A 20,080-nucleotide genomic window follows, 5' to 3' on the forward strand; every position below is an offset into this window, starting at 1 on the left:
AAGAAAAATCTTGAACGCTAAACTCATAACCGCTTTACCGTAGGTAAAGATAGGTTAAGTTATTAAGGGCGCATGGTGAATGCCTTGGCACTAGGAGCCGATGAAGGACGGGACTAACTCCGATATGCTCCGGGGAGCTGTAAGTAAGCTATGATCCGGAGATTTCCGAATGGGGAAACCCAATAGTTTTTATCGACTATTACTACTGGTTGAATACATAGACCAGTTAGAGGAAGACGCAGGGAACTGAAACATCTAAGTACCTGCAGGAAGAGAAAGAAAAATCGATTCCCTAAGTAGCGGCGAGCGAACGGGGAACAGCCCAAACCAAGAAGCTTGCTTTTTGGGGTTGTAGGACTGAATATTTGAGTTACCAAAGAATGTTATAATCGAATGATTTGGGAAGATCAGCGAAAAAAGGTGAAAGCCCTGTAGATGAAATGACATTCTCTCAATTCAGTATCCTGAGTACGGCGGAACACGTGAAATTCCGTCGGAATCCGGGAGGACCATCTCCCAAGGCTAAATACTCCCTAGTGACCGATAGTGAACCAGTACCGTGAGGGAAAGGTGAAAAGCACCCCGGAAGGGGAGTGAAATAGTTCCTGAAACCATGTGCCTACAAGTAGTTAGAGCCCGTTAATGGGTGATAGCGTGCCTTTTGTAGAATGAACCGGCGAGTTACGTTTGCATGCAAGGTTAAGTCGGAAATGACGGAGCCGTAGCGAAAGCGAGTCTGAATAGGGCGTATCAGTATGTAGACGTAGACCCGAAACCAAGTGACCTACCCATGTCCAGGTTGAAGGTGCGGTAAAACGCACTGGAGGACCGAACTCATGTATGTTGAAAAATGCTGAGATGAGGTGTGGGTAGCGGAGAAATTCCAAACGAACTTGGAGATAGCTGGTTCTCTCCGAAATAGCTTTAGGGCTAGCCTCGGAAAGAAAGGATCGTGGAGGTAGAGCACTGTTTGGACTAGGGGCCCATCTAGGGTTACTGAATTCAGATAAACTCCGAATGCCATCGATCTATATCCGGGAGTCAGACTGCGAGTGATAAGATCCGTAGTCGAAAGGGAAACAGCCCAGACCACCAATTAAGGTCCCTAAATATATGTTAAGTGGAAAAGGATGTGGAGTTGCATAGACAACTAGGATGTTGGCTCAGAAGCAGCCACCATTTAAAGAGTGCGTAATAGCTCACTAGTCGAGTGACCCTGCGCCGAAAATGTACCGGGGCTAAACATATTACCGAAATTGTGGATGCAACCGTAAGGTTGCGTGGTAGGAGAGCGTTCTAAGGGCGAAGAAGCTAGACCGGAAGGACTGGTGGAGCGCTTAGAAGTGAGAATGCCGGTATGAGTAGCGAAAGACAGGTGAGAATCCTGTCCACCGAATGACTAAGGTTTCCTGGGGAAGGCTCGTCCTCCCAGGGTTAGTCGGGACCTAAGCTGAGGCCGAGAGGCGTAGGCGATGGATAACAGGTAGAGATTCCTGTACTAGTTATTATTGTTTGAACGATGGAGGGACGCAGGAGGCTAAGTATGCACACTGATGGATATGTGTGTCCAAGCAACGAGTTTGTAAGTGAGTCAAATGCTTACTTATAAGGACGAGTTGTGATGGGAAGCGAAATTATAGTAGCGAAGATACTGATGTCACACTGCCGAGAAAAGCTTCTAGTTAGATAATAACTACCCGTACCGCAAACCGACACAGGTAGTCGAGGAGAGAATCCTAAGGTGAGCGAGAGAACTCTCGTTAAGGAACTCGGCAAAATGACCCCGTAACTTCGGGAGAAGGGGTGCTGAACGCAAGTTCAGCCGCAGTGAATAGGCCCAAACGACTGTTTATCAAAAACACAGGTTTCTGCAAAATCGTAAGATGACGTATAGGGGCTGACGCCTGCCCGGTGCTGGAAGGTTAAGAGGATGGGTTAGCTTCGGCGAAGCTCAGAATTGAAGCCCCAGTAAACGGCGGCCGTAACTATAACGGTCCTAAGGTAGCGAAATTCCTTGTCGGGTAAGTTCCGACCCGCACGAAAGGCGTAACGATTTGGGCACTGTCTCAACGAGAGACTCGGTGAAATTATATTACCCGTGAAGATGCGGGTTACCCGCGACAGGACGGAAAGACCCCATGGAGCTTTACTGTAGCTTGATATTGGGTGTTTGTACAACTTGTACAGGATAGGTAGGAGCCATAGAAATCGGGACGCTAGTCTCGATGGAGGCATTGGTGGGATACTACCCTCGTTGTATGAACACTCTAACCCTCACCAATAAACGTGGTGGGAGACAGTGTCAGGTGGGCAGTTTGACTGGGGCGGTCGCCTCCTAAAAGGTAACGGAGGCGCCCAAAGGTTCCCTCAGAATGGTTGGAAATCATTCGCAGAGTGTAAAGGCACAAGGGAGCTTGACTGCGAGACCTACAAGTCGAGCAGGGACGAAAGTCGGGCTTAGTGATCCGGTGGTTCCGCATGGAAGGGCCATCGCTCAACGGATAAAAGCTACCCTGGGGATAACAGGCTTATCTCCCCCAAGAGTCCACATCGACGGGGAGGTTTGGCACCTCGATGTCGGCTCATCGCATCCTGGGGCTGTAGTCGGTCCCAAGGGTTGGGCTGTTCGCCCATTAAAGCGGTACGCGAGCTGGGTTCAGAACGTCGTGAGACAGTTCGGTCCCTATCCGTCGCGGGCGTAGGAAATTTGAGAGGATCTGTCCTTAGTACGAGAGGACCGGGATGGACACACCGCTGGTGTACCAGTTGTTCCGCCAGGAGCATCGCTGGGTAGCTATGTGTGGATGAGATAAACGCTGAAAGCATCTAAGTGCGAAACTCACCTCGAGATAAGATTTCCCATTCCTTCGGGAAGTAAGACCCCTGAGAGAAGATCAGGTAGATAGGTTGGAAGTGGAAGTACAGTGATGTATGGAGCGGACCAAAACTAATCGGTCGAGGACTTAACCAAAGAAAGAAATGCGGACGGTAGTTGATTAAGGAAGAGAAATATTAGCTAGTTTTGAGAGAACAAAGTTTTCTCAAGTAAAAGAGTGCGGTGATGATGGCAAGAAGGATACACCTGTTCCCATGTCGAACACAGAAGTTAAGCTTCTTAGCGCCGATAGTAGTTGGGGGATCGCCCCCTGCGAGGATAGGTCGTTGCCGTGCAAATATGGAGGATTAGCTCAGTTGGGAGAGCGTCTGCCTTACAAGCAGAGGGTCACAGGTTCGAGCCCTGTATCCTCCATCTTGAGTCGTTAGCTCAGTCGGTAGAGCATCTGACTTTTAATCAGAGGGTCGACAGTTCGAGCCTGTCACGACTCATTTCTTTTTTATTTTTATATTTGCGGGTGTGGCGGAATTGGCAGACGCACTAGATTTAGGTTCTAGCGTCGAAAGACGTGGGGGTTCAAATCCCTTCACCCGCACCATTTTTGCCGACTTAGCTCAGTTGGTAGAGCATCTGATTTGTAATCAGAGGGTCGGGCGTTCGAATCGTCTAGTCGGCATTTATATTTTTTTGCGGAAGTAGTTCAGTGGTAGAACATCACCTTGCCAAGGTGGGGGTCGCGGGTTCGAATCCCGTCTTCCGCTTGTTTGTTTTTTGCCGGGGTGGCGGAACTGGCAGACGCACAGGACTTAAAATCCTGCGGTAAGTGATTACCGTACCGGTTCGATTCCGGTCCTCGGCATTAAGTTTTATTATTATGCACCCATAGCGCAATTGGATAGAGTGTCTGACTACGAATCAGAAGGTTGTAGGTTCGACTCCTACTGGGTGCATTAATCGGGAAGTAGCTCAGCTTGGTAGAGCACCTGGTTTGGGACCAGGGGGTCGCAGGTTCGAATCCTGTCTTCCCGATTTGAGAGTTGATTGACTTATTTCTTTGGATTTATTAATCGGGAAGTAGCTCAGTTTGGTAGAGCACTACGTTCGGGACGTAGGGGTCGCAAGTTCAAATCTTGTTTTCCCGATTTGAGAGCATGTATATGATGAAGTTATGGGATATTACCATAACTTTTTTTGTGTCTGCAATCTTTTTTAATATTTAGGTTGATAAAAAAGATTTTTGTGGTTTAATCTTTAACAAAGAATATAATATTTTGCCAGTATGTCATTAACTTTGCAATTGCAATTTTTTTCCGTATAATAAAAGTCAATATTAGTCAAATTAAAAAGGATGATTGCATGCAAAGCCAAAATATTTCAGATATTATTGAGAAATACTTAAAGAGTATTTTAGCTGATTCACAACAAGTTGAAATCAAGCGCTCCGAAATAGCTGATCTTTTCAACTGTGTACCATCACAGATTAATTATGTCATTAATACTAGATTCACCATTCAAAACGGATATGTTGTAAAAAGCAAACGTGGTGGAGGAGGCTACATCAGAATTGTCAAAGTCAATTTATTAGATGATTCAGACGTTATAGATGATTTGATTAGTATAGTAGGAGATGAAATTGATTTTAATAAGGCATTTCAGATCATTCAAAGTTTGTATCAGGAAGGAATGCTGACAAGAAGAGAATCTAACTTGATTATTTCTAGTATTGATAAGCGAACTCTTGCTTTTCAAAATAACCAAATCGAAAAGATAGTTAGGGCAAGAATCTTGATTAATATATTGAATCGTTTAAGATACGACGACTAGAAAGTGAGGGGTTACAATGGATAATTTATTTACACCAAGCGCGAAAAAGGTTTTAGTTTTGGCACAGGAACAGGCTAAATATTTTCGCCATCAAGCAATTGGAACTGAACATTTATTACTTGCTTTAACCCTCGAAGAACAAGGTATAGCAGCTAAAGTTTTAAAACAATTTATAATTACAGAAACAGATGTTAGAGAAGAAATCGAAAGAATTGCTGGATATGGCACACTGAAAAAAACTGACAGTGTTGGATATCTTCCATATTCACCCCGTGCAAAAGAAATATTGGCGTTAGCTGGAGATGAAGCTAAACGAACAAATGCACAAAAAATTGGGACTGAACATCTTTTACTTGCTTTGTTAAGAAATAATGATATTCTTTCTTCACGTATTTTACAGGCACTTAATGTTGACACTAGGAGAATGTACCAATCAATAGTGCATAAATTGGGCTTGAGTGAAGCTCAAATGAAAAAGTATGATAAAAAAACAACTAAGACAAATGGGACACCAACACTTAACTCATTAGCTAGGGATCTTACTGATTTAGCTCAAAATAAAAAAATAGATCCTGTAATTGGACGGGAAAAAGAAGTTAAACGTCTTATTCAGGTTTTGAGTAGAAGAACAAAGAATAATCCTGTTTTGCTAGGTGAACCAGGTGTTGGTAAGACAGCCGTAGCAGAAGGCCTTGCAGAAGCTATTATTGCGGGAAGTGTTCCTGATTCTTTGCAGAATAAGCGTGTAATGATGCTTGATATGGGTTCATTAGTAGCTGGAACCAAGTATCGTGGAGAATTTGAAGACCGTGTTAAGAAAATAATTGATGAGATATATGCTGATGGAAATGTCATTTTATTTATTGATGAGTTGCATACGTTAATTGGAGCTGGTGGTGCAGAAGGAGCAATTGATGCTTCAAATATTTTAAAACCAGCTTTGGCTAGAGGAGAAGTTCAAGTTGTTGGAGCAACTACGCTTGATGAATTCCAAAAATATATCGAATCTGATTCTGCGCTAGAACGACGGTTTGCTAAGGTATTAGTTGAAGAACCTTCGAGCGAGGATACAATTGCTATTCTTAAGGGCTTACGCTCTCGCTATGAGGATCATCATCAAGTCGAAATAACGGATGATGCAATTGAAAGTGCTGTACAATTAAGTGTTCGTTACATTGCAGACCGTTTCTTACCAGACAAGGCAATTGATTTAATGGACGAAGCAGCGGCACGTGTACGTATTGAAAATAGCAACGGAGTTAATAAGATTGCCGAAAAGAAGAATCAATTAAAAACATTGGCTGAGCAAAAAGTTGTAGCGTTAGGTTCAGGAGAATTTGAGGAAGTAGCTGAAATTCGAGTAAAAGAATTAAAAATTAAGAAACAAATTGATAGATTGATAAAAGCAAGTACTGATCACGCAAAATATACTCTGAGTGTAGAATCGGAAGATATTGCAAAGATTGTTTCTGAATGGACAGGTGTACCAGTCACGCAGATGCAAAAGAAGGAAACAAATCGCTTGATTGATCTTGAAAAGGTTCTGCACAAACGTGTTATTGGACAAGATGAAGCAGTCTCGGCAGTTTCTCGTGCTATTAGGCGTGCACGCAGTGGATTGAAAGATCCTAACCGTCCAATTGGTTCATTTATGTTTCTTGGCCCTACAGGTGTTGGGAAAACAGAACTTGCCAAGAGTCTTGCAGAAGTAATCTTTGGTTCAGAAGATTCAATGATTCGGATAGATATGAGTGAATATATGGAAAAATATGCAACTAGTCGGCTCATTGGGTCACCCCCAGGATATGTTGGTTATGAAGAGGGTGGACAGTTAACAGAAAAAGTGAGACAACATCCGTATTCAGTTATTCTTTTTGATGAAGTGGAAAAGGCCCACCCAGATGTCTTTAATATTTTGTTACAAGTTTTAGATGATGGATATTTGTCAGATTCAAAGGGAAGAAAAGTTGACTTCAAAAATACAATCATTATAATGACCTCTAATCTTGGAGCAACAGCACTCAGAGATGAAAAAGAAGTTGGATTTGGTAGTACTGATTCAGCTAGTGATTTTACTAAAATGTCAGCTAAAATTCATGAAGTCTTGAAAAAATCATTTAGACCAGAATTTCTTAATAGAGTTGATGAAACGATTGTTTTCCACTCACTTCAAAAAGAGGAATTGCACAAGATTGTTAAACTTATGGCGAATGAATTACTAAATCGTGTAAGGAAACAAAATGTTTCAATTAAAATTACACCTGCAGCTATTGATGTAATCACAAAGAATGGTTTTGATCCTGAGTATGGTGCAAGACCAATTAGAAGGGCTTTGCAAACCGAAGTTGAAGATAGATTGAGTGAACTATTGATTACTGGTCAAGTTAAAATCGGAAGCAAAGTAACAATTGGAGCAACTAAGGGTAAGATTAATATCGTTGTTACTGAAGATGAAAATAAAAAAGAACTGACAAAGCAGTAATACTGTATTTCAAAGAAAAAATTTTAGAAGTGACTGAGTCAAAGGTCAAATTTTCTCGACTGATGGCACATTCACATATGGAAGGGTCATAACAAATAGTTATTTTGTTGTGGCCCCTTTATTTTGAATTAAGATTAAAAAATTAATTCTTGACATAATATAATTATATTGGTATCATAAATAATTGCGAAACTGTGAAATGGGGAGACTGTGATCTATTGTCCATAGAATCCCTTTATAGAAGCAAAAATGGTGTTAATTCGTTAGACGATGTGACCTGTTTTTGGTTTTTTTTTGCCAAAAAAATGTTTTTCTAGTAATTTGTAACACAAATGTAATATTTCGTTGGCTGTCACAGAAAAATTTTGAGAGGTGAACAACTTGGCAGGACATATAGTAAAATACGGTAAACACCGTACACGTAGAAGTTATGCTCGAATTAAAGAAGTGCTGGACTTGCCTAACTTGATTGAGATTCAAAGCGACTCCTACAATTGGTTTTTGGATGAAGGTCTTCGTGAAATGTTTGAAGATATTATGCCAATCGAGGACTTTGCAGGTAACCTATCACTTGAATTTGTCGACTATCAGTTGCTTGAACCTAAGTATACTGTGGAAGAAGCAAGACAACATGATGCAAACTATTCAGCTCCACTTCATGTAACGCTTAACTTGATTAACCATGAAACTGGTGAAATTAAGGCACAAGATGTCTTCTTTGGTGATTTTCCATTAATGACTGAACAGGGGACATTTATTATTAATGGTGCTGAACGTGTAATTGTTTCTCAATTAGTGCGTTCACCAGGAGTTTACTATAATTCAGAACTAGATAAAAATGGGCGTGAGAATTATGGAACAACTGTAATTCCTAACCGTGGTGCATGGTTAGAATACGAAACAGATGCAAAAAATATTGCATATGTTCGAATTGATCGTACTCGTAAGATACCATTGACAGAATTGATTCGCGCTCTGGGCTACAGTTCAGATGACGAAATCATCCAAATTCTTGGTAACACAGATAGCTTGATGTTGACTCTTGAAAAGGATGTTCACAAAAATGCAGATGATTCACGTGTCGTTGAATCACTGAAAGACATTTATGAAAGACTACGTCCAGGAGAACCTAAAACTGCAGATAGTTCACGAAGTTTACTGACTGCACGTTTCTTTGATCCAAAACGTTATGATTTAGCTCCTGTTGGTCGTTATAAGATTAATAAAAAACTTGATTTGAAAACAAGATTACTTAATTTAACTCTTGCTGAAACTTTAGCAGATCCTGAAACTGGTGAAATTATTGTTAACAAGGATACGGTGTTAGACAAGCACGTTATGGAGAAGTTAACACCATATCTTGAAAAAAATGACTTTAAAACAGTTGTTTTCCATCCATCAGATGAAGGGGTTGTGACTGACCCTACGACACTTCAAATTATTAAAGTTTATTCTCCAAAGGATCCAGAAAAGATTGTCAATATGATTGGTAATGGCAACATTGATTTGAAGTATAAACATATTTTACCCGCAGATATCATTGCTTCTATGAATTATTTCTTCAATTTGCAAGAAGGAATCGGTTTTGTTGATGATATTGATCATTTGGGTAATCGTCGTATTCGTTCAGTTGGTGAGTTATTACAGAACCAATTTAGAATTGGACTTTCACGTATGGAACGTGTTGTTCGTGAAAGGATGTCAATTCAAGATATCTCAACTGTTACACCACAACAATTGATTAATATTCGCCCTGTAGTTGCTTCTATTAAAGAATTCTTTGGTAGTTCACAACTTTCACAATTTATGGACCAGACTAATCCGCTTGGTGAACTAACACATAAGCGTCGTCTATCAGCCTTAGGACCTGGTGGATTGACTCGTGATCGTGCAGGATATGAAGTTCGAGATGTTCATTATACTCATTATGGTCGGATGTGCCCGATTGAAACACCTGAAGGACCTAATATCGGTTTGATTAATAGTCTTTCTTCTTATGCACGAGTAAACCGTTATGGATTTATTGAAACACCGTATCGTCGCGTTTCATGGACCACACATATGGTTACAGATAAGATTGATTATTTAACTGCTGACGAAGAAGATAATTATGTTATTGCACAAGCAAACTCACCATTGAATGAAGATGGGTCATTTGTTGATAATGTCGTTATGGCTCGTAATAAGAGTGAGAACATCGAAATAACCGTTGACAAAGTCGATTATATGGATGTTTCGCCTAAACAAGTTGTTGCGGTCGCAACTGCATGTATTCCTTTCTTGGAAAATGATGATTCTAACCGTGCGTTGATGGGTGCTAATATGCAGCGTCAGGCTGTGCCATTACTTGATCCACATGCACCACTTGTTGGAACAGGGATTGAATATAAGACTGCACATGATTCAGGGGTAGCTTTAATTAGTAAGAGTGAAGGAACTGTCGAATATGTAGATGCACGCGAAATTCGTGTTCGTCGTGCTGATGGTTCACTTGATAAATATAAATTAATGAAATTCCGTCGTTCTAACGGTGGTAAGAACTATAATCAAAGACCGATTGTTCGTGTTGGAGACCATGTTGATTATGATGAAGTTCTAGCTGACGGTCCATCAATGGAAAGCGGTGAATTGGCATTAGGACAAAACCCATTGATTGCCTTTATGACTTGGGATGGTTATAACTTTGAAGATGCCATTGCTATTAACGAACGTTTAGTCAAGGAAGATGTGTATACTTCTATTCATATTGAAGAACACGAATCAGAAGCACGTGATACCAAGTTAGGGCCTGAAGAAATGACGCGCGAAATCCCTAATGTTGGTGAAGATACATTACGTGATCTGGATGAATTTGGAATTGTCCGTATTGGTGCTGAAGTTCATGATGGTGATATTTTAGTTGGTAAGGTTACTCCTAAGGGTGTGACAGAATTATCTGCTGAGGAACGCTTATTGCACGCAATCTTTGGAGAAAAAGCACGCGAAGTTCGTGATACTTCATTGCGTGTACCTCATGGTGGCGGCGGAATTGTACAAGATGTAAAAATCTTTACACGCGAAGCTGGGGATGAATTATCTCCAGGGGTCAACATGATGGTCCGTGTATATATTGCACAAAAACGTAAGATCCAAGTTGGTGACAAGATGGCCGGACGTCATGGAAACAAAGGAACGGTTTCGATTGTTATTCCTGAAGAGGATATGCCATTTATGCCAGACGGTACTCCAATTGATATTATGCTTAGCCCAATGGGTGTGCCATCGCGTATGAACATCGGACAGGTTCTTGATCTTCATCTTGGAATGGCCGCACGTAAACTTGGTATTCATGTTGCTTCACCTGTTTTTGATGGTGCTCGTGATAGTGATATCTGGGATGCATTAAAAGAAGCTGGCATGTCAACTGATGGTAAGACAGTTCTTTACGATGGCCGTACAGGTGATGCATTTGATAATCGTATTGCTGTAGGGGTTATGTATTATATGAAGCTTGCACATATGGTTGATGATAAGATTCATGCTCGTTCAATCGGGCCATACTCACTTGTTACGCAACAGCCTTTGGGTGGTAAAGCACAATTTGGTGGACAGCGTTTTGGTGAAATGGAAGTTTGGGCACTTGAAGCTTATGGTGCTGCATATACTCTGCAAGAAATACTGACATACAAATCTGATGATGTTGTTGGACGTGTTAAGACCTATGAAGCAATTGTCAAAGGCGAACCAATTCCAAAACCAGGTGTTCCTGAATCATTCCGCGTTCTTGTAAAAGAATTGCAATCATTAGGACTTGATATGAAGGTCTTAGATACAGCTAAAAATGAGATTGAATTACGTGATATGGATGATGAAGATGATGAGGTCGTAAATGTTGATGCTTTAAGTAAGGTAGCAAAAGAACAGGCTGAAAAGAAAGAACAAGAAGAGGAAGTCAATGCTGAAAAGGCTGAATCTAAAACTGAGAACTAATGTAATTAATCAGTCAGTTACTCTAAATCATCCAAATAAGAAAAGGAGGTCGATCTCTTGATCGATGTCAATAAATTCGATAGCATGCAGATTGGTTTGGCTTCTTCAGATAAGATCCGTAGCTGGTCTTATGGTGAGGTAAAGAAACCAGAAACAATCAACTATCGTACCCTTAAACCAGAAAAAGACGGTTTGTTTGACGAAAGAATTTTCGGGCCAACAAAAGATTGGGAATGTGCATGTGGTAAGTACAAGCGTATCCGCTATAAAGGAATAGTTTGTGATCGCTGTGGCGTTGAAGTTACGCGTTCTAAAGTTCGTCGTGAGCGTATGGGACATATTGAACTTGCCGCACCAGTCACACATATCTGGTATTTTAAAGGAATTCCTAGTCGTATGGGACTAGTTCTTGATATGAGTCCTCGTGCACTTGAAGAAGTCATTTATTTTGCTTCATATGTGGTTACAGAACCTGGAAATACACCACTTGAAAAGAAACAGCTTTTGACAGAACGTGAATTCCGTGAGAAACGTGAACAATATGGTCAAGAATTTAGAGCTGGAATGGGTGCAGAAGCAATTCGTACTTTGTTACAAGATGTTGAACTTGAAAAAGAATGTGCAGAATTAAAAGAAGAACTAAAGGAAGCAACTGGACAAAAGAGAACTCGTGCAGTTCGCCGTCTTGATATTCTTGAAGCGTTCTTACAATCAGGCAACGAACCTAGCTGGATGGTAATGGATGCAATTCCTGTTATCCCACCAGACCTTCGACCAATGGTACAACTTGAAGGTGGACGATTTGCTACCTCAGACTTGAACGATTTGTATCGTCGTGTAATTAATCGTAACAATCGTTTGAAGAGATTGCTTGATTTGAATGCACCAGGAATTATCGTTCAAAATGAAAAACGTATGTTACAAGAAGCAGTGGATGCTTTGATTGATAATGGTCGTCGTGGTCGTCCTGTAACTGGACCTGGTAATCGTCCTTTGAAATCATTGTCACATATGCTTAAAGGTAAGCAGGGACGTTTCCGTCAAAACCTACTTGGGAAACGTGTTGATTATTCCGGTCGTTCTGTTATTGATGTTGGACCTAAGTTGAAGATGAACCAAATGGGAATTCCTCATGAAATGGCACTTGAATTGTTTAAACCTTTCATGATGAAAGAACTTGTTCAACGTGAAATGGCTTCTAATATCAAGAATGCTAAGAGAAAGATTGATCGCCGAGATGAAGATATCTGGGATGTATTGGAAGAAGTTATTAAAGAACATCCTGTTCTTCTTAACCGAGCACCTACACTTCACCGTTTGGGTATCCAAGCCTTTGAACCTACATTAGTAAATGGTAAAGCTATGCGCTTGCATCCATTGGCTTGTGAAGCTTACAATGCTGATTTTGATGGAGATCAAATGGCTATTCATGTCCCATTATCTGCAGAAGCACAAGCAGAAGCACGTTTGCTGATGCTTGCTGCTCATCATATCTTGGCACCGAAAGATGGTAAACCAATTGTTACACCATCACAGGATATGGTTATCGGTAACTACTATATGACAGTTGAAGAAGCAGGCCGTGAAGGCGAAGGGATGATCTTCAAGGATGTCAATGAAGCACGTACTGCATATCTAAACAACTATGTTCATTTGCACACACGAATTGGTTTGCAGACAACATCGCTTGCTAAAATTGGTAAGCCATTCAGTGATTGGCAAAAAGAACGGATTATGGTTACAACTGTTGGTAAAGCAATCTTTAACGAGATTCTTCCACCAGAATTTCCATATCTAAATGAACCATCAGAAGAAAATCTTACAGGATTGACACCTGACAAATTCTTTATTGAACCAGGGGCAGATATTCATCAATATTTGGCTGATCATGAACTAGTGCTATCATTTAAGGCAGGGTTCTTAAGTGATATTGTTGCCGAAGTTTATAAGAAATTCAAGGTTACGGAGACATCTAAACTGCTTGATAGAATGAAGGATGTTGGGTATTATCAATCCACTAAATCTGGCTTGACAGTTGGGATCTCTGATGTTACTGATTTGAAGGAGAAACCAGCTATCATTGATGAAGCACATAAGGAAGTTGCAAATGTTGCAAAGCAATTCCGTCGAGGCTTGATTACTGAAGATGAACGTTATGAACGAGTTATTGCAATTTGGAATGATGCAAAAGATCAAATTCAAGAAAAACTTATTCAAAATATGAATCCTAAGAACCCAATTCAAATGATGTCAGATTCTGGTGCACGTGGTAACATCTCTAACTTTACACAGTTAGCTGGAATGCGTGGTTTAATGGCTGCTCCTAATGGTAAGACAATGGAATTGCCAATTATCGCGAACTTCCGTGAAGGCTTATCTGTTATGGAAATGTTTATTTCTACTCATGGGGCCCGTAAAGGTATGACTGATACGGCTCTTAAGACTGCTGACTCAGGTTATCTTACACGTCGTTTAGTGGATGTTGCACAAGATGTAATTATTCGCGAGAAAGACTGTGGAACTGATCGTGGACTTGATGTGACAGCAATTCGCGAAGGAAATGAACTGATTGAACCGTTATATGATCGTATTTTAGGTCGTTATACGATGAAAGAAGTTAAGAATCCAAAAACTGGTAAAGTTATTGTGCCAGCAAATGTAATGATGGTTGAAGACATTGCTGCTGAAATTATTAATGCTGGGGTTGAAAAGGTTACAATTCGCTCAGCATTTACATGTAATACTCGTCATGGTGTATGTGAACATTGTTATGGTCGCAATATGGCTACAGGTGATGAGGTTGAAGTTGGTGAAGCTGTCGGAACTGTCGCTGCTCAATCAATTGGTGAACCAGGTACTCAGCTTACGATGCGTACTTTCCATACTGGTGGTGTTGCTGGGGATGATATTACTCAAGGACTTCCTCGTGTTCAAGAAATTTTTGAAGCACGTAATCCTAAAGGTCGTGCTGAGATTACTGAAGTTACAGGTGTTATTGAGGCAATTGAAGAAAATCCTGCTGAACGTACGAAGGAAGTTACAGTTAAAGGTGAAACTGATACAAGAACCTATAGTCTGCCATTTACTTCAGTACTAAAAGTTGCTGAAGGAGATCAGATTCATCGTGGAGATGCACTGACTGTTGGTTCAATTGATCCTAAACAACTTATTCAGGTACGTGATGTATTATCAACTGAAAACTATATTCTAAGAGAAGTCCAAAAAGTTTATCGTATGCAAGGTGTAGAAATCTCCGATAAGCATATTGAAGTTATGTCTCGTCAGATGTTACGTAAAATCAGAGTGATGGATCCAGGTGATACGGAGCTCTTACCAGGTACATTGATGGATATCTTCGACTTTAAGGATCAAAACTATAAGACCTTGATTAAAGGTGGAATTCCTGCAACTGCAAGACCGGTCTTACTTGGAATCACGAAAGCATCACTTGAAACAAATAGTTTCTTGTCTGCTGCTTCATTCCAGGAAACAACACGTGTCTTAACAGATGCTGCAATTCGTGGTAAAAATGATCCACTTATTGGTTTGAAAGAAAATGTTATCATTGGTAAGATTATTCCTGCTGGTACAGGTATGCCTGATTATCGTGGAATCAAGCCTAAAGAAGTTGGAACTGTTTCTGAAAATGTCTATTCTATTTCTGATTTAGAGAAGAAAATGAAAGAAGAAGAGGCTGCTACACAAAGCACACCTTCTAATGACTAAATAAATCTGAAACGATAAAAAGAGTGGGATATAAGTCGAATAATTTGGACTTTTGGAACACATTTATATGAAACAAATAGAGAAGTTGGATCAAAAGATATCTTTTGACCCAACTTCTTTTTTGTAGTGACTAAGGTTATATTATATTGTTGTTTTTTATTATTATGTGAAAATGGGATATAAATCTGAATTTGCTGACAAAATTAAAAAACAGTGAAATTGTGTACTTACATTCAAAAATAAGAAGTTCAACATAGTGGATGAGCAACGGTGATAATAATTAGTCCGAGAGCTTGAAATGGTAAAAAGGGGATTTTTTTAAAATGTGTGACTAAGAAGAATAGCATACAAAAAATTGTTGCAATAAATAATAACCACAAGGTGTGTTGATAACCGATTACAAAATAAGAAGTAGTTGTGTAAATTACATCAGCCCAACCAAACATTTTCTTAATTGAAAAATAAATGAGGATAGCAAATAGTAAAGCAAATTGAAAAAAATAAGAGAATGAAAATTTTAAGATTATGATACTTACTATTAAGAATATGGAGAAACCAGAATATAAAAGTGTACTTGAGGCTGCATATAACTTATAATCTTGGAGCCCAAGACAAAGACTCCATAGAATGAAAGAAAATAAAATAAAAAAATAGGAATGAGGGTAAGTATAATAACAAAATACGGCAAGACTTCCACCTAATAATTCAATGAAAGTGCTTAAAGGGGGAATTCTTGAAGCACAAAAGAAACAACGTCCGCGCTGCAAAAGAAAACCAAGAATTGGAATTAATTGCCAGGCCTTTAGGTTATGGTGGCATTTTTCACAGAAAGAACGATGTTGTAATTGAGAGATGTTATTAACGTATCTCCAGCTGTAGCACACGATGAACGAACTTGAAGCTGAGCCAAATAAAAAAAGTAAAACATAATACATTCAAATTACCACCTTTTGTCCATTTCAAGATAATTACGCAATTAAAATAAAAATGGAAAATATTGAAAAAAGATTGACAGATGTCTAAATGGGATGTTATTATACTCAAGGTGCTTTATGTGGACAGTTTCTCTCGTTGTCGGGACATGCTGACTGTGTTACGTTAGCATACATCGTTTCATCTAGGTCTTTTTTATTTTTTTGCAAAATAATGAACCACCTGGATGTGTGTACTTAAAAAATGTAAATTTAGGAAGGAGGAAGCTTTAGATGCCAACAATTAATCAATTAATTCGTAAAGGTCGTAAATCTAAAGGTTCAAAATCTGATTCCCCAGCTTTAAACTTTGGGTATAACAGTTATAAGAAAGTTCAAACAAACAATCCTGCTCCTCAAAAACGTGGGGTTGCAACTCGTGTTGGTACAATGACACCTAAGAAGCCTAACTCAGCTTTACGTAAGTATGCTCGTGTTCGTTTGTCCAACTTGATTGAAGTTACAGCGTACATTCCAGGTATCGGTCATAACTTACAAGAACATAGTGTTGTTTTGATTCGTGGAGGTCGTGTAAAGGATCTTCCTGGTGTTCGTTACCATATCGTTCGTGGTGCTTTGGATACAGCCGGTGTCACTGACCGTAAGCAGAGTCGCTCGAAGTATGGTACTAAGAGACCTAAGAAATAATAATAGATCGGTTTAAGGAGGTTATTTAGATGCCAAGAAAAGGTGCTGTTACAAAACGCGAAGTGTTCCCAGATCCAATTTACAAATCTAAATTGGTTACTCGTTTGATTAACCGTTTGATGGTTGATGGCAAGCGTGGAACTGCTTCAAGAATTTTATACGAAGCTTTTGATTCAATTAAAGAAGAAACAGGTAATGAACCATTAGAAGTGTTTGAAGAAGCAATGAAGAACATCATGCCTGTACTTGAGGTTAAGGCTCGCCGTGTTGGTGGTTCTAACTATCAGGTTCCTATTGAAGTTCGTCCAGATCGTCGTACTACATTAGGTTTGAGATGGTTAGTTAACTATTCTCGCTTACGTGGTGAACATACAATGCCAGAACGTTTGGCAAAAGAAATTATTGATGCTGCCAATAATACTGGTGCATCTGTTAAAAAACGTGAAGATACACATAAAATGGCAGATGCAAACCGTGCATTTGCACATTATCGCTGGTAAATTTGGAAAATGGCTATTATATGATTTCCGTAATCCTATAGTAGTCATTTTTTTGAAATTGTTTAAAACGTTCATAATCTTAATTAGATTTGGAAGGAGAAATCTCTCAAATGGCTAACAAACGTGAATTTCCGTTAGAAAAAACACGTAATATCGGAATCGTTGCTCATATTGATGCTGGTAAAACGACAACGACAGAACGTATCTTGTATTACACTGGTAAAATCCATAAAATTGGTGAAACCCATGAAGGGGCATCACAAATGGATTGGATGGAACAAGAGCAAGAACGTGGGATTACAATTACATCTGCTGCTACAACTGCTCAATGGAAAGATCATCGGATCAATATCATTGATACCCCAGGACACGTTGATTTCACAGTTGAAGTTGAACGATCATTACGTGTTCTTGATGGTGCTGTAGTTGTTCTTGATGCACAATCAGGTGTTGAACCACAAACAGAAAATGTTTGGCGTCAAGCTACAACATATGCTGTTCCTAGAATTGTTTTTGCTAACAAAATGGATAAAATTGGCGCTAACTTTGACTACTCTGTAGGTACAATCAAAGATCGCCTTCAGGCAAATGCCGTAGCTATTCAGATGCCTATTGGTGCTGAAGATGCATTCCAAGGTGTTATCGATTTAATTGAAATGAAGGCCGACATCTACGACGAAGATGAGCTTGGTTCAAAATGGGATACAGTTGATATTCCTGATGATTACAAAGAAGAAGCACAGAATCGTAGAGATGCAATGATTGAAGCAATTGCTGATGTTGATGAAGGTGTTATGGAAAAATACCTTGAAGGTGAAGAAATTTCTGTTGAAGAATTGAAGGCTGCTATTCGTAAGGCAACATTGAACTTAGAATTATTCCCAGTATTAGCTGGTTCTGCTTTCAAAAATAAGGGTGTCCAAATGATGCTTGATGCAGTTAATGATTACTTACCTTCACCTTTGGATGTTAAACCATACAAGGCAACTGATCCTGATACAGATGAAGAAGTTGAATTAGTTGCAGGCGATGATAAACCATTTGCTGGTTTAGCATTTAAGATTGCAACAGACCCATTCGTTGGTCGTTTAACTTTCTTCCGTGTATATGCAGGAACACTTGAAGCTGGTTCTTATGTATTAAATGCTACTAAGGACAAACGCGAACGTGTTGGTCGCTTGTTGCAAATGCATTCAAATCATCGTAAGGAAATTGCTGAAGTATTCTCAGGTGATATTGCTGCTGCAATCGGTTTGAAAGATACAACAACAGGTGATTCTTTAACTGATATCAAACATCCATTAATTCTTGAATCAATGGAATTCCCTGATCCAGTTATCCAAGTTTCAATTGAACCAAATACAAAAGCTGACCAAGATAAGATGGATGTTGCTTTACAAAAACTTGCTGAAGAAGATCCAACTTTCAAAGCAGAAACTAACCCTGAAACTGGCGAAACATTAATTGCTGGGATGGGTGAACTTCATCTGGATATTATCGTTGATCGTATGAAACGTGAATTCAAGGTTGAAGCTAAAGTTGGTGCACCTCAAGTTGCTTATCGTGAAACATTTACAAAGCAAGTATCTGCACAAGGTAAATTTGTTCGCCAGTCTGGTGGTAAAGGTCAATATGGTGATGTTTGGGTTGAATTTACACCAAACGAAGAAGGTAAAGGCTTTGAATTTGAAAATGCTATCGTTGGTGGGGTTGTTCCTCGTGAGTATATTCCTTCAGTAGAACAAGGTCTACGTGAGTCAATGAAGAATGGTGTTCTTGCAGGATATCCATTGATTGATGTTAAGGCTAAGTTATATGATGGTAGTTATCATGATGTCGATTCTAGTGAAGCTGCATTTAAGGTTGCTGCATCATTGGCATTGCGCAATGCCTCAAAGAAGGCAGGTGCCGCAATTCTTGAACCAATCATGCGTGTTGAAATCGTTGCTCCTGAAGATTATTTAGGTGATGTTATGGGACACGTTAATGCTCGTCGTGGTCGTGTTGAAGGTATGGAAGCTCGTGGAAATGCACAAGTTGTTAAAGCTTTTGTTCCACTTGCAGAAATGTTTGGCTATGCTACAACGTTGCGTTCAGCAACACAGGGTCGTGGAACATTCACAATGACAATGGATCATTACGAACCAGTTCCAAAGACTATCCAAGAAGAAATTATTAAGAAAAATGGCGGTAGCGCCGAATAATTAAAAAAGACGGAAGCAAAGTTAACTTTGCTTCCGCTTTTTTTATACAGCAATTGTAGCTTAATTGGACAATTATGGTCAAAAGTGGATATTGTAGAGTTCAAGATAATTGAAGTTTAAATAATTGTAGCTCCAAGACTTTTTTTAAAATGTTCAAGTGCCCATTCATGTCCAACTTGATTAAAGCTGGCCACAGCTTTTTGAGGAATGATAATTTTAAAGTTCTTATTATATGCATCAATGGCTGTATGAAGTACACAGATATCAGTGCAGACACCGGTAAGGTAAAGTTCTTCAATATGGTGTGTACGTAAGAAATTTTCAAGATTTGTATTTACGAAAGAGGAGTATCTATTCTTGGCAAAAAAATAAACTTTATCATCATTTTGATGAAGATTAAACCAACTACCAACATTTCCAAAAAGCTCACGACCCCAAGTGTTTTCAAGGTTATGTGGAGGGAAAAGTTTAGTTTCAGGATGATAGGGATCATTTTCTTTATGCAAGTCTGTGGGAAAAATAACATAATCGTGATTAGTTAGAAAGTCAGTTGCTAATTTTGTGATTTCAGTGTCAATAGCTTGTCCAGAAGCACCACAGGTTAGTGAACCTTCATCAGCAACAAAATCATTTGTATAATCAATTATTAAGAGTGCTTTTTTCATTGGAATCGACTCCTTCTAGAAGTGTTTACAAAAAGAATAAGCATTTTTTTGAAAAAAAGCAAATTAAATTAAAAAAAGCCTTGCGTTGAAGATGCATCCAAGGTATTATAGAAAGGTACTTGTCCAAGGGATGAGTGCGCGCATTAAAAAGAAGTTTGAGCTGTGATGTTGAAGGTTGCGACACACCCGGGAGCTTTGCCATGGGGTGGTTGGGAATTTCGACGGAGCTAGTCTTGTTTTTAAAATAGACGAAGG

9 protein-coding genes, 9 tRNA genes and 2 rRNA genes are annotated in these 20,080 nt (G+C 39.5%); 18 read left to right on the forward strand and 2 right to left on the reverse strand.

Features of this window, described 5'->3' with window-relative positions:
- Window positions 1-52 precede the first annotated feature (52 nt).
- The 15 genes from G6O70_RS04055 (at window position 53) to rpoC (ending at window position 14,837) form a co-directional block, all read left to right on the forward strand.
- Window positions 53-2,971 (forward strand): 23S ribosomal RNA (locus tag G6O70_RS04055).
- 83 nt (window positions 2,972-3,054) lie between these two features.
- A 5S ribosomal RNA gene (rrf, locus tag G6O70_RS04060) occupies window positions 3,055-3,171 on the forward strand.
- A gap of 6 nt (window positions 3,172-3,177) precedes the next feature.
- A tRNA-Val gene (locus tag G6O70_RS04065) sits at window positions 3,178-3,250 on the forward strand.
- A 4-nt stretch (window positions 3,251-3,254) separates the two neighbouring features.
- Window positions 3,255-3,327, forward strand: a tRNA-Lys gene (locus tag G6O70_RS04070).
- A 22-nt stretch (window positions 3,328-3,349) separates the two neighbouring features.
- Window positions 3,350-3,434: transfer RNA gene (locus G6O70_RS04075), tRNA-Leu, on the forward strand.
- A gap of 5 nt (window positions 3,435-3,439) precedes the next feature.
- Window positions 3,440-3,512, forward strand: a tRNA-Thr gene (locus G6O70_RS04080).
- A 13-nt stretch (window positions 3,513-3,525) separates the two neighbouring features.
- Window positions 3,526-3,597, forward strand: a tRNA-Gly gene (locus G6O70_RS04085).
- A gap of 12 nt (window positions 3,598-3,609) precedes the next feature.
- Window positions 3,610-3,695 (forward strand) — tRNA-Leu (locus G6O70_RS04090).
- 17 nt (window positions 3,696-3,712) lie between these two features.
- Window positions 3,713-3,786 (forward strand) — tRNA-Arg (locus G6O70_RS04095).
- Window positions 3,787-3,791: 5 nt separating this feature from the next.
- Window positions 3,792-3,865, forward strand: a tRNA-Pro gene (locus tag G6O70_RS04100).
- 39 nt (window positions 3,866-3,904) lie between these two features.
- Window positions 3,905-3,978: transfer RNA gene (locus G6O70_RS04105), tRNA-Pro, on the forward strand.
- Between the two features lie 214 nt (window positions 3,979-4,192).
- Window positions 4,193-4,660 (forward strand): CtsR family transcriptional regulator, encoded by a 468-nt coding sequence (locus G6O70_RS04110; RefSeq protein WP_057869805.1) that lies wholly within the window; start codon window positions 4,193-4,195, stop codon window positions 4,658-4,660.
- Between the two features lie 16 nt (window positions 4,661-4,676).
- The gene (locus G6O70_RS04115) at window positions 4,677-7,142 is read left to right on the forward strand and encodes an ATP-dependent Clp protease ATP-binding subunit (RefSeq protein ID WP_057869806.1); all 2,466 of its coding nucleotides are present in this window, start codon (window positions 4,677-4,679) and stop codon (window positions 7,140-7,142) included.
- 372 nt (window positions 7,143-7,514) lie between these two features.
- Window positions 7,515-11,111 carry a DNA-directed RNA polymerase subunit beta gene (gene rpoB / locus G6O70_RS04120; RefSeq protein ID WP_157047962.1) on the forward strand — a complete coding sequence of 1,199 codons (3,597 nt, stop codon included), beginning with the start codon at window positions 7,515-7,517 and terminating at the stop codon, window positions 11,109-11,111.
- Window positions 11,112-11,168: 57 nt separating this feature from the next.
- On the forward strand, window positions 11,169-14,837 hold the full coding sequence (gene rpoC, locus G6O70_RS04125) for a DNA-directed RNA polymerase subunit beta' (protein ID WP_057869808.1): 3,669 nt from the start codon (window positions 11,169-11,171) through the stop codon (window positions 14,835-14,837).
- Between the two features lie 248 nt (window positions 14,838-15,085).
- Here rpoC and G6O70_RS04130 read toward each other — a convergent pair whose 3' ends face one another.
- On the reverse strand, window positions 15,086-15,772 hold the full coding sequence (locus G6O70_RS04130) for a prepilin peptidase (RefSeq protein WP_083481926.1): 687 nt from the start codon (window positions 15,770-15,772) through the stop codon (window positions 15,086-15,088).
- Between the two features lie 270 nt (window positions 15,773-16,042).
- Here G6O70_RS04130 and rpsL point away from each other — a divergent pair, with 270 nt between their 5' ends.
- From rpsL to fusA, 3 genes are all read left to right on the forward strand, one after another.
- On the forward strand, window positions 16,043-16,456 hold the full coding sequence (rpsL, locus tag G6O70_RS04135; RefSeq protein WP_003689453.1) for a 30S ribosomal protein S12: 414 nt from the start codon (window positions 16,043-16,045) through the stop codon (window positions 16,454-16,456).
- A gap of 29 nt (window positions 16,457-16,485) precedes the next feature.
- A complete protein-coding gene (gene rpsG, locus G6O70_RS04140) occupies window positions 16,486-16,956 on the forward strand; it encodes a 30S ribosomal protein S7 (RefSeq protein ID WP_003689451.1) in 471 nt (156 codons plus the stop codon).
- A gap of 110 nt (window positions 16,957-17,066) precedes the next feature.
- Window positions 17,067-19,160 (forward strand): elongation factor G, encoded by a 2,094-nt coding sequence (fusA, locus tag G6O70_RS04145; protein ID WP_057869809.1) that lies wholly within the window; start codon window positions 17,067-17,069, stop codon window positions 19,158-19,160.
- A gap of 116 nt (window positions 19,161-19,276) precedes the next feature.
- Here the strand turns inward: fusA and G6O70_RS04150 are convergent, their stop codons facing one another.
- Window positions 19,277-19,825: a cysteine hydrolase family protein gene (locus tag G6O70_RS04150; protein WP_057869810.1), complete on the reverse strand. Its 549-nt coding sequence runs from the start codon at window positions 19,823-19,825 to the stop codon at window positions 19,277-19,279.
- Between the last annotated feature and the right edge of the window lie 255 nt (window positions 19,826-20,080).

Source organism: Liquorilactobacillus hordei DSM 19519 (assembly GCF_019443985.1).
Lineage (GTDB): Bacteria > Bacillota > Bacilli > Lactobacillales > Lactobacillaceae > Liquorilactobacillus > Liquorilactobacillus hordei.

Coding starts and splice junctions, on each gene's coding strand:
- rpsL (WP_003689453.1), top strand. CDS start 16,043: ATGCCAACAATTAATCAATTAATTCGTAAAGGTCGTAAATCTAAAGGT.
- G6O70_RS04110 (WP_057869805.1), top strand. CDS start 4,193: ATGCAAAGCCAAAATATTTCAGATATTATTGAGAAATACTTAAAGAGT.
- fusA (WP_057869809.1), top strand. CDS start 17,067: ATGGCTAACAAACGTGAATTTCCGTTAGAAAAAACACGTAATATCGGA.
- G6O70_RS04150 (WP_057869810.1), bottom strand. CDS start 19,825: ATGAAAAAAGCACTCTTAATAATTGATTATACAAATGATTTTGTTGCT.
- rpsG (WP_003689451.1), top strand. CDS start 16,486: ATGCCAAGAAAAGGTGCTGTTACAAAACGCGAAGTGTTCCCAGATCCA.
- G6O70_RS04115 (WP_057869806.1), top strand. CDS start 4,677: ATGGATAATTTATTTACACCAAGCGCGAAAAAGGTTTTAGTTTTGGCA.
- G6O70_RS04130 (WP_083481926.1), bottom strand. CDS start 15,772: ATGTATTATGTTTTACTTTTTTTATTTGGCTCAGCTTCAAGTTCGTTC.